Below are 10536 nucleotides of genomic sequence, written 5' to 3'. Positions count from 1 at the left end.
TGGGGAAGCCTGCGCGCTTTTCTTTCCAATTCTCTATCGCACCACCAAGATTTTTGATGGCGTAAAGCCCTACGCGTTGGTCTTGTGCTTTCACCCAATCGTGTTCGTATTTACGTTTATTCCAGCGATTGTTTAGGTCAATCTCTGAATGAAACACGTCATCTGACAAACCTGCTTTGAAGTCTGAAAGGGCATTGTTATATGCAAACTTCGCATAACCGCATTGCTGGTAAAACCACGCAATCTGACCGCGGTTGGGGCGTAATGTAATTTTATGGGTCTTTATCATGGTATATCTCGTATCTCGCTTTAACCCCAGTCAAGTAGGTAGGCAGACACAGAACCTTGCGATTCTGCTTGAACTGTCTGCCACGAGATACTTAATTATACCACAAAAAGCACTGATTTGTCAAACCTTTTTTCAGTGTCGGTAGACTTCCGAACCCGCTGGACCCAAAGCTAAAGCATTGGGATTGTTAGACGATGTCCTTCAAAAGAAGGACGAGACACCAAAGATATTCAAATTGAGAGTTTGCGTTTTGTTTTTAATCAGATACAAGATCGCCCAAGATTTGTTAGTTTACATTCGCGCAGGGCCGAACGTAAAGTGTTGGAACTTCTGGAAGAATACAATATACAAGGAGCAGTCTTTCATTGGTATAGCGGTCCATTAACTGTTCTGGATCAGGCCGTGCAGTCTGGACATTATTTTTCCATTAATCCTGCCATGATACGTTCAAAGAATGGCAGAAACATCATTGATCGCATCCCGTTAAATCGGATTCTAACAGAATCTGACGGTCCTCACATCCATTTAAGAAACCAGCCCGTGTGTCCTTCAGACATCAAGGTTATTTTAGAAGCATTACGAGATATTTGGGGGATGTCCTTCCAAGAAGCAGATAGGCAGGTGTGGGCTAACTTTATGAAAGTGCTCGTCCCTATCCGAGAACAAGCACCTTAGGTAAGCGATTCAACTTAACACACTCCGTTTATCCACGTGAATCCGCGTCATCCGTGTAATCCGAGATTCAGACAAACAACCAAAACTACTATACACATGCCGCCCTTACAGGGCTTGGAAAAAGAAGCATCTATTTACTATAAACATTTCGTCCCTACGGGACTAAAGAACAGAAGATTAAATATCCATCTCCCCTCAAATCGGTTTCCCGAAACACAACACATACCCATCATAATCCTTGAGTTCAAACGCTCGGAGACCGTCTTCCGTATTGGCGAGAGGTTCGTGGAACGCCAGTCCACGCGACGCAAACTCAGCAAACAAAGCATCAGGATCGGAGACCAGAATGAAAGCATCCCATCTCGCCCACTCGTGCCGGGTGTGGTTCGGGACGGGATGAATATCTTCGGTGATATGTTTCAGAAGAATCCGCACGTCATCACGAGACACGATCGCAAAGAACGGGTCTTCTTCTGGGATGAGGAGATCTGTTTCAAAGCCGAGTTTTTGGTTGTAGAAGTCAATCGAAGCAGTAAGGTTTTTGACGATAAAAAACGGATAAATCCTTTCAAGGGTCGTAGTTTTTACCATTGTCTATCCCGCCTTTCCCTAATATCCTAACAGATTTACACCTGCCATTCAACAGAAAAAAACTTGACACCCGCCCGAAAACATGCTATAATTATAGTATACTGGAAATAAGAATAAGATTTTTTGCCCCACAAATAGCAAAATCAAGTGGAGACCCTCAAAAAAACGCGAAAAAACGTCACATCCCGCGTGTCACCTGACATCTGCACGTCACGATTGACACATCCACAACTTTAGTGATACATTAACAGCGACGACCACACTCTAAATTGAGAAAGGAACTGATTTCATGGCAACGCTCAGATGGGGCATACTCGGTTGTGGGGATGTCGCTGAATATAAGGGCGGACCGCCCCTCTACGCCGTTGATGATTCGGAACTCATCGCAGTGATGCGGCGGGACGGTGCGAAAGCGGAATCCTTTGCTGAGAGACACGGCGCGAAACGTTTCTATACCGACATAGATGCACTCTTGGCAGATGACGAACTCAACGCGATCTACATCGCGACACACCCATATCTCCACTGCGAACAGACACTCCGTGTGGCAGAAGCAGGTAAGCACGTTCTCTGTGAGAAACCGATGGCAATGACGGTTGAGGAATGCCAACGGATGGTGGATGCCTGCCACGACGCGGGTGTTACCCTGATGCTCGCTTACTACCGAAACTTCTATCCGAATATCGTAAAAATGAAGGCGTTGATGGATGAGGGTGCCATCGGTGACGTGGTGCTGGCGCGAATCAATCACACCGGTTTTTATGACCCAACTCGGCACGACTTGCATAGCTGGCGAGTGGATCCCAAAATCAGCGGTGGTGGGGTGTTGATGGACCTCGGTAGCCACCGTATCTCGCTCCTTCAGTATCTGATGGGGGAGGTTGAATCCGTGCAAGGCTACGCGGAGACGGTGCATCTGGATATTGAGGTCGATGATTCCACAGTGTTTACGCTCCGTTTCGAGAGTGGCGCGCATGCGGTTGCGAATATCAACTGGAACGTCGGTGTCTCGATCGACGATGTTGAGGTCTACGGCACGGAAGGGGCTTTAAGGTGTTCGCCATTGAACAGTGGGAACCTAACGTTAGAAAAATCGGGTGAGCAGATTGCGATGGACCAGACCCCGTTCCCTTACACACACACGGGGCTTGTGGAAGACTTTGTCAATCACCTCAAGACGGGGGAACCGATCCGGTGTTCAGGCGAATCGGGATTGCAGACGAATGCAATCATCGCGGAGATACTATAGATGTGTTCTCAGGTTTGGATTCGGTGCGGTTGAAAACCGCACCTACCGTGGTTTCTAACGAATTCGTTCGGATTCCAGTGTTAGCCAATCCCAATAGGCTCTTGGCATCTCCGCAGGTAGTTCTAAACCGGATTCCTCGCGCCATCGTAACAACGGGTGCCGTCGATCGGGTTGCGGGAGATCAACACTGGTGCCATACGCCGCCGACTCAAAGATACCCATCATCATCTCAATGATGTGTCGTCCCTCAGTGCCGCTGCACGTATGTGCTCTCCCTTCATCTAAAGCGTTGACGTAATCCTCCACAAACCAGTAATCCGCTTCCGACGCGCTACTTTCAGGATCGTAGTGATCAGGATAGATAAGTTCTAACGCTTCCCACTGGTCGTGTGTGCCGTCGGGAACATAGTGCGGTGTCGGTAACCACCACGCCCCACCGAGTCCCCAGAAGAGCCTGCCTTCAGTGCCGTAAAGTTCCATCGTATACCCGTTGGTATCCATTTTGTCAAAGCGGTGTTGGAGGAGAGTCCCCGTGACGTTGCCCTCATACTGCAGCGTCGCCGTGATATATTCGCCTGCGATTGTCCCCATCCCGCTCGGCGACGGCACGACATCTGTAGCCAGAATCGGCTTCCCGCCCGTCGTCAGATGCGCCACAATGCTTTGACATCTCTTCCCGAAGTGGAGCATGTTGTTGAGCATGTGGGTGCCGATGTTCATCAAACCGTAACCGCCGTAGTAACCTTTCCCGCTGCCGTACATATAGCGCAAGTCACCGATCTTTCCGGCATCAAAGGCTTGTGAGAGTGCCTGCATCGGTGCCCCGACCCTGCCTTGGTGGTGGACGGCGACCTGCACGCCTTTTTCCTTGGCTTTGGCAATCACGGCATCCGCCTGCACGAGGTCAACACACATCGGTTTTTCAACCTCAATATTGACACCATGTTCCAGCACGCGCATGCACAGATCGTAGTGAAATTCCGTGCCGGTGGGGATTGCCACAATGTCGGGTTGGATTTGTCGAATCATCTCATCTAAATCGGTGAACCGTGCAGTGACGTTAACTTCTTCGCCGAGGGTATCGAGCCGTTCCTGAACCAGATCACAGAGTCCGACAATCTCTGTGCGTGGATGCGCATGATATGCCCGTGCTGCTGCCGTCCCGCGTCCTCTACATCCTAAAATTCCGATCCGATATGTTTTCATGATTTTCTCCTTGATAGATATGCCGATAGCGCGTAATCGAACGGTGTCGCGGTGTCCATCTGAACGTAATCGATCTGGCTCGCGCCACAGCCGCGACGGTAACTCTGAATGAACTGGTTCAATTTTTCAAGATAATCCGTTTTCAGCGTATCCGCTTGCGTTGAAAGCGTCTGCCCGGTTTCCATATCCCGAAAGACGACAGAACCCGTGTAAGGGAAGGTAAGTTCAGCAGGATCGAGAAGGTGGAACACGATGACTTCATGTTTCTGATGACGCAGGTGTTTCAGGGCAGAGATGACCTGTGAAGGTTCATCCAGCAGATCGGAGATGACAATCACCAAGCCGCGTCTCACAATCCGTTTGGCGAGTTCGTGGAAGAGACCGCTCAACTGCGTCTCCTGACCGGGGGTAGCACTTTCCAAAGCGGACATAATCGCTCGTAAATGTGTAGCGGCACCCCTCGGTGGAATGTATCGCTGAATCTCCGTGTCAAAGAGTGCTAAACCGACAGAGTCGCGCTGCTTGAGCATAAGATAAGTGAGGGTCGCGGCGAGATAACAGCCGTATTCAAACTTCGTCAAGCCTTCCTCGGCGTGTTTATAGTTCATCGACGCACTTGTATCAAGGAGGATATAGGCGCGGAGGTTTGTCTCCTCCTCAAACTTTTTGACGTAATACCGATCCGATTTCCCGTAGACTTTCCAGTCGATATAACGGATCTCATCGCCGGGCATATACTGCCGGTGTTCTGCGAATTCTACGCTGAACCCTTGATACGGACTTTTGTGTAACCCTGTAACGAACCCCTCAACGACAAGCCGCGCGACGAGTTCCATACCGCCAATTCGAGAGAGCGCAACTGGGTCTAAGTATTTATGAGATGTTTGCATATTCTTTTCCGAGATTATTTAAAAACGGCGACTGACACGGGGCGTTTTGGTGCAACGGTCTGACGAAGTTTTTTAATTCGTTCGATTACTTGTAACGTCTGCGCAGTCATGTAACCCTCGCCGCAATTTGGACAATGGATAGTAGGCACATCTTCGATGACGAGGAGAGACTCGCCTTTACCATAACTTCGGGAGACATAACGCTGACGCGCCCCCTCTTTCCCACATACATCACACTTCATTGTCTAACTCCTCATGATTTTATTTCACATACACGGTAATGATAACCAATTTTCTGCTGAAAGCCAACTTTGTTACGACAACAGCGATCTCCGAACCGAGTGTTCGACCCTCTACGACATATTTCCATTTACCTCTATATGAATCTCTCTGTCTCCTGACAATCTCACCAGTGAGAAGAGCATTTTCTACATCAAAGATTGTGAGTCTATCCTGAACCATTTCATCTTCGGCATGGAGCGTCAAAACATATTCTTGGCTCTGAACCTTTTCCTGGATCTCTTGGAGGATTTGATCAAACATGTCTCCCTATTATAATAAAAATTCGCCTGAATATCAACTGAAATTCGTAAAGTGCAACTTGACACGTGAAACATCTACATGGTATAATCGTATAATCGTGTAACACACTTATTACACAGAGGCGCATCAGAGTATTCTGGCTGCCTCAGTGACCAATACCTATCGGGCGAGACTCATTTTTGGGTAATAGCCAGTGGATAATGCGTTGGCTCTCGCCCTGAGAATAGATGGAGGAAATAGCAAAAGATGGAAATTACAGTTACAAGGTTAAAACGATTATGTGTCAGTTCAATGGTGCTTAGCCTGATGTTTGTCGGTATCAGTTTTGCTGAAATTGACTTTGCAGATTGTGTCGGCATGTGGCTCTTTGATGAGGGAAATGGTAAGACCGTCGAAGATTCCTCTGGAACGGGGAATGATGGCGCGATTGAGGGAGGTGCCAAATGGGTTAATGGTAAGTTTGGCAAGGGTTTAAGTCTTAATGGCTCGGATGCTTATGTGGAGATTGCACACGATGATTCTTTGAATGTTGGTGCCGAACATACAATCGCCTTTTGGTTTAAATTAGATAAGCCTCCCGGTGGTGGCATGGCTGTGATAACCAAAGATGATTGGGCACCCGGATTTTGGTGGGATGCGGGTAGAATCCGACATCACACGCATGACCCCGGCGGCACGCTTCACTTTATCGATGCCCCTTGGAAGCCCGATACAGACTGGCATCACGTTGCTGTTACGTGGGATGGTGATGGGTTCGGCGTATATATAGACGCCGATCAGATCGGCGATGGGGTAACGACACCAAACTTAGGAAGGAACCCGTTAACCGACAAACCCTTTCTCATCGGTATCTATTTAGCCACCGGACAACACGGTCAATGGGGAGAGTTCTTCGCCGGAATCGTTGACGACGTTGCCATCTTCAGTGTGGCGTTGGATGAAGATGACATTAAAACCCTCATGAATGACGGATTAGCAACTGCGGCTGATATTGAACCCTTAGGTAAACTCACAACGACCTGGGCTGATATCAAAACCGATTAATAGACGCCGAAACCAAAGATTGCGTTGGTTGATAATTTGCCGATACTTGTGCCGCCGCGTCCGATTCCAAGCGGCATGGGTTCCTTCGCGATGTTCCTCGATCCAAGCGGAAACTGCATTGGTCTGTATCAACCTAAGGCGTGATTGTCTGTCATCTGGGTATAAAATCGCAGTGTTAATGCATGGACTCACAAAAAAATAGGGTGGTGAACTGAGTTTCACCCCCCTGTTTCTTTAAACCATACAGGCAATTTTATGTAAGTACAGGCTTCAGCCAACGCTTTGCCGTTTCGATGTCCATACCGGTCCGTTCAGCATAATCTGCAACCTGATCCTCACCGATCCTTGCAATACTGAAATACCGAGACTCTGGATGCGCGTAATACCATCCACTTACAGATGCGGCAGGAAACATCGCCAGACTTTCTGTAAGAGATATCCCCGTATTTTCTGGGACATTCAGCAGGTCAAACAGCACCCGCTTTTGATTGTGATCTGGACAGGCAGGATAGCCCGGTGCCGGACGTATCCCACGGTATTTTTCAGCAATTAAAGCCTCGTTATCCAATGCCTCATTTGGTGCGTACCCCCAAAGTGTCGTCCGCACGTATTGGTGTATCTGCTCTGCGAACGCCTCTGCCAATCGGTCTGCAAGTGCCTTTGCCATGATGCTGTTATAATCGTCGTGTTGCTGCTCAAACTCAGCACAAAATTCAGGGACACCGATGCCCGTTGTTACCGCAAACCCCCCTATATAATCCTGAACACCAGTCGTTTTCGGTGCGATAAAATCGCCAAGACTGAGATTCGGTCTCATAAAGGGTTGTTCCGTCTGTTGACGGAGGTGATGCAGCGTTGCGAGCGTTTCTGTGCTCGCCGCATCTGAGTCCTGTCTTGCACCGCAAGACGGTCTTGTGCATCAAGTCGGTGCCGCTAAAGTCGCGGGCGTTTCTGTGATCGCCGCACCTGCGTAAATCTCGGTATCTTCACCGACACCGTTTGCCGGGAACAAGCCGACAACGCCACGTGCTTTAAACCGTTTTTCTCTCAGGATGATGCGAAGAAGGGCTTCAGCATCTTTAAGGAGTTTACGCGCTTCCTCACCGACTTCCGGGTTGTCTAATATATTGGGATATTTGCCGCGGAGCCCCCAGGTTGTAAAGAATGGACTCCAGTCGATATAGTCAGCTAGTCTCGATAACGGATAGTCGTCATAGACTTGCGTGCCTATAAAACGCGGCGTCGGCGGTCGGTAATTTTGCCAGTCCAGTGCCGACCTACGTTCCCGTGCGACACTGAACGGAAGTAAATTCGCCTGTTTCCGGTTCTTCGCACGCCGTTCTCGAATATCCGCGTATTCTTCGCGCTTCTGCTCGGTAAATGTTTTCTGTTTCTCAGGGCTCATCAAGTTGCTGACAACCCCAACGCTTTGGGAAGCGTCTTTGACGTGGACTGTTAAGCCGGTATAGACAGGTTCAATCTGAACAGCGGTATGTACCTTTGAGGTCGTCGCGCCACCAATAAGGAGCGGCATGCGGAAGTCTTCACGTTCCATCTCTTCAGCGACGTTTACCATTTCATCTAATGATGGCGTGATGAGCCCACTCAACCCGATAATATCTGCGTTTTCGCTGCGTGCCGCCTCCAGAATATCTTCCGCAGGGACCATCACCCCGAGGTCAACAATATCGTAGTTATTGCATCCGAGCACAACGCCGACGATATTTTTCCCGATATCGTGAACATCACCTTTCACGGTTGCCATTACAATTTTGCCTCTCGATTGAATTCCCCCTTCCGCCTGTTCCAGCTCAATATAGGGGATGAGATGCGCAACCGCCTTCTTCATCACACGCGCGCTTTTCACCACTTGCGGTAGGAACATTTTGCCGTCCCCGAAGAGTTCCCCGACGCGATTCATTCCATCCATCAAGGGCCCCTCAATCACCTGTATCGGACGCTCATACTTTTGCCGCGCTTCCTCTGTGTCGGTTTCCACGTATGTAAGGATGCCTTCGACGAGGGCGTGTCGGAGCCGCTCTTCAACCGGCAATTTTCGCCATTTTCGACTGACCTGCTTCTTTTTACCTTTCCCGTGGAGCGTGTTCGCCAGATCAACGAGTCTATCTGTCGCATCCTCTCGGCGGTTGAACAAGACATCCTCTACGGCTTCTAAAAGCGGCTTGGGGATATCGTCATAGACGGCGAGCTGCCCAGCGTTGACGATTCCGAGGTCCATGCCAGCGTTGATCGCATAATAGAGGAACGCTGCGTGCATCGCCTCGCGCACCGTATCGTTGCCTCGGAACGCAAAGGAGATGTTACTGACGCCACCGCTCACCAAAGCACCCGGACAAGTCGCTTTGATCTCGCGACACGCCTCAATGAACGCCTTCGCGTATTCGTTGTGTTCTTCAATACCGGTTGCAACCGCGAAGATATTCGGATCAAAGATGATGTCTTCCGGCGGAAACCCGACCTGTTCTGTCAACAGACGGTACGCCCGCTGACATATCTCCACCTTCCGTTCATAACTATCGGCTTGTCCATCTTCATCGAACGCCATAACGATAACGGCGGCACCATACCGACGGACCTGACGCGCTTTTTCTAAAAAATCTTCTTCTCCCTCTTTCAGGCTAATAGAGTTAACAACCCCTTTTCCTTGAATACACGCCAATCCCGCTTCTATGACTTCCCAGCGGCTGGAGTCGATCATGATCGGCACGCGACTGATGTCGGGTTCCGCCGCAATGAGGTTAAGGAACTTCACCATAGCCGTTTTAGCATCCAACATCCCCGCGTCCATATTAATATCAATAATCTGTGCCCCGTTTTCCACCTGGTCTCGCGCGACCTCTAAGGCGGTTTCGTAGTCTTCGTTCTTAATCAGCGTCTCGAATCGACGCGATCCTGTTACGTTTGTCCGTTCCCCAACGTTAACAAAGAGAGAATCAGACGTGACGTTGAACGCCTCTAAGCCGCTGAGACGGCAGGCGCGTTGTTGTACTTTAGGGGTTCGCGGTGGGTATTCAGCAGCGATTTTCGCAATCATTTCGATATGTTCAAGGTGGCATCCGCAACAGCCGCCAACGATATTAACCCACCCGTTTTTTGCGAACTCGTGTATCCAACGTCCCAACTCTTCCGGGTCCTGTGTGTACTGACCGAGCTCGTTGGGAAGTCCCGCGTTCGGATAACAGATAGTCGGGATGTCGGCTATTTTTGCCATCTCAGCGAGGTGTGGCCGAAGTTGTTGCGAACCGAAGCCGCAGTTCAACCCGACGGCAAGTGGGTTCGCATGCCGGACAGAGTTCCAAAAGGCTTCAATTGTTTGCCCAGAAAGGTTTCTACCGCCCCCGCCGCTTCTGTCAGAGGAGATGATGAGCGGGAGGTCGATATTTCGTGCTTCAGCGAGGGTTTGTATCGCGAAGAGAGCGGCTTTACAGTTTAATGTATCCATGACAGTCTCAACGAGGAGGATGTCAGCACCGCCGTCGATGAGGCCCTCTGCTTGGGTTGTGTAGGCAGCAACGAGCTGTGAGAAGGTTATGTTCCGGTACCCTGGATCGTTCACATTTGGGGAAATGGAGCAGCTCCGATTGGTAGGCCCCATGCTTCCAGCGACGTAGCGAGGTTTCTCTGGGGAAGTCCATTTATCTGCGACCTCGCGGGCGATGAGTGCAGCTTCGTAGTTTACCTGATATGCGATGTCCTGCAGTTGGTAATCCTCCATGGATACAGATGTACTCGTGAAGGTGTTTGTTGCGATGATGTCCACACCGGCACTGCAGTAGTCGGAATGTATTTCCTTGACGATGTGTGGTTGTGTGATAGAAAGTAGGTCATTGTAGCCTTTGAGTTCAGATGGGTGATCGGCGAACGGGGCACCCCGAAAATCTTCTTCTGTGAGTCGATAGGTCTGCAGCAACGCCCCCATCGCCCCGTCGAGCACCAGGATCCGCTTCTTCAGTTCATTTTTAAAATAGGTTATGCGTTGAGAATCTACCATAGTATATATTACGTCCTCTTTCGTATTCGCTCGGCTG

General features: G+C 49.7%; 9 protein-coding genes and 2 pseudogenes. 4 read left to right on the top strand and 7 right to left on the bottom strand.

The features are described 5' to 3' along the window. Positions 1-289, bottom strand: a 289-nt coding sequence (locus F4X88_15095; protein ID MYA57612.1) for a helix-turn-helix domain-containing protein, incomplete at its 3' end; no start/stop codon positions are given. Positions 290-466: 177 nt separating this feature from the next. Between F4X88_15095 and F4X88_15090 the strand changes: the two genes are divergently transcribed. Beyond that, positions 467-964 carry a TatD family deoxyribonuclease gene (locus F4X88_15090; GenBank protein MYA57611.1) on the top strand — a complete coding sequence of 166 codons (498 nt, stop codon included), beginning with the start codon at positions 467-469 and terminating at the stop codon, positions 962-964. Between the two features lie 195 nt (positions 965-1159). Here the strand turns inward: F4X88_15090 and F4X88_15085 are convergent, their stop codons facing one another. Continuing rightward, positions 1160-1555 carry a hypothetical protein gene (locus F4X88_15085; protein ID MYA57610.1) on the bottom strand — a complete coding sequence of 132 codons (396 nt, stop codon included), beginning with the start codon at positions 1553-1555 and terminating at the stop codon, positions 1160-1162. 289 nt (positions 1556-1844) lie between these two features. Here F4X88_15085 and F4X88_15080 point away from each other — a divergent pair, with 289 nt between their 5' ends. Beyond that, entirely contained in the window at positions 1845-2804 is a 960-nt protein-coding gene (locus F4X88_15080) for a Gfo/Idh/MocA family oxidoreductase (GenBank protein MYA57609.1), read from the top strand. Between the two features lie 54 nt (positions 2805-2858). On the opposite strand, the gene F4X88_15075 is transcribed toward F4X88_15080, so the two are convergent. From F4X88_15075 to F4X88_15060, 4 genes are read right to left on the bottom strand one after another with little or no spacing between them, the layout of a single operon-like run. Then, complete coding sequence (locus F4X88_15075) at positions 2859-4010, bottom strand: Gfo/Idh/MocA family oxidoreductase (GenBank protein ID MYA57608.1); 1152 nt, start codon at positions 4008-4010, stop codon at positions 2859-2861. Further along, positions 4007-4900 carry a DUF58 domain-containing protein gene (locus F4X88_15070; GenBank protein MYA57607.1) on the bottom strand — a complete coding sequence of 298 codons (894 nt, stop codon included), beginning with the start codon at positions 4898-4900 and terminating at the stop codon, positions 4007-4009. Before F4X88_15070 ends, F4X88_15075 begins: the two co-directional genes overlap by 4 nt. A gap of 14 nt (positions 4901-4914) precedes the next feature. Continuing rightward, the gene (locus F4X88_15065) at positions 4915-5142 is read right to left on the bottom strand and encodes a type II toxin-antitoxin system MqsA family antitoxin (GenBank protein ID MYA57606.1); all 228 of its coding nucleotides are present in this window, start codon (positions 5140-5142) and stop codon (positions 4915-4917) included. Positions 5143-5161: 19 nt separating this feature from the next. Then, a complete protein-coding gene (locus tag F4X88_15060; protein MYA57605.1) occupies positions 5162-5419 on the bottom strand; it encodes a DUF4258 domain-containing protein in 258 nt (85 codons plus the stop codon). A gap of 270 nt (positions 5420-5689) precedes the next feature. Between F4X88_15060 and F4X88_15055 the strand changes: the two genes are divergently transcribed. Then, positions 5690-6487 carry a LamG domain-containing protein gene (locus F4X88_15055; protein ID MYA57604.1) on the top strand — a complete coding sequence of 266 codons (798 nt, stop codon included), beginning with the start codon at positions 5690-5692 and terminating at the stop codon, positions 6485-6487. A gap of 45 nt (positions 6488-6532) precedes the next feature. Next, positions 6533-6631, top strand: a pseudogene (locus tag F4X88_15050) (VOC family protein). Between the two features lie 109 nt (positions 6632-6740). Here F4X88_15050 and metH read toward each other — a convergent pair. After that, a pseudogene (metH, locus tag F4X88_15045) lies at positions 6741-10499 on the bottom strand (methionine synthase). Positions 10500-10536: the final 37 nt, after the last annotated feature.

This window comes from Candidatus Poribacteria bacterium, from assembly GCA_009839745.1.
Taxonomy (GTDB): domain Bacteria; phylum Poribacteria; class WGA-4E; order WGA-4E; family WGA-3G; genus WGA-3G.
This window is presented reverse-complemented; position numbering and strand designations above follow the sequence as displayed.

Bases quoted from the DNA above. Each gene is read 5' to 3' on its own strand.
- F4X88_15085 (MYA57610.1), bottom strand. From the start codon at position 1,555: ATGGTAAAAACTACGACCCTTGAAAGGATTTATCCGTTTTTTATCGTC.
- F4X88_15080 (MYA57609.1), top strand. From the start codon at position 1,845: ATGGCAACGCTCAGATGGGGCATACTCGGTTGTGGGGATGTCGCTGAA.
- F4X88_15075 (MYA57608.1), bottom strand. From the start codon at position 4,010: ATGAAAACATATCGGATCGGAATTTTAGGATGTAGAGGACGCGGGACG.
- F4X88_15070 (MYA57607.1), bottom strand. From the start codon at position 4,900: ATGCAAACATCTCATAAATACTTAGACCCAGTTGCGCTCTCTCGAATT.
- F4X88_15065 (MYA57606.1), bottom strand. From the start codon at position 5,142: ATGAAGTGTGATGTATGTGGGAAAGAGGGGGCGCGTCAGCGTTATGTC.
- F4X88_15055 (MYA57604.1), top strand. From the start codon at position 5,690: ATGGAAATTACAGTTACAAGGTTAAAACGATTATGTGTCAGTTCAATG.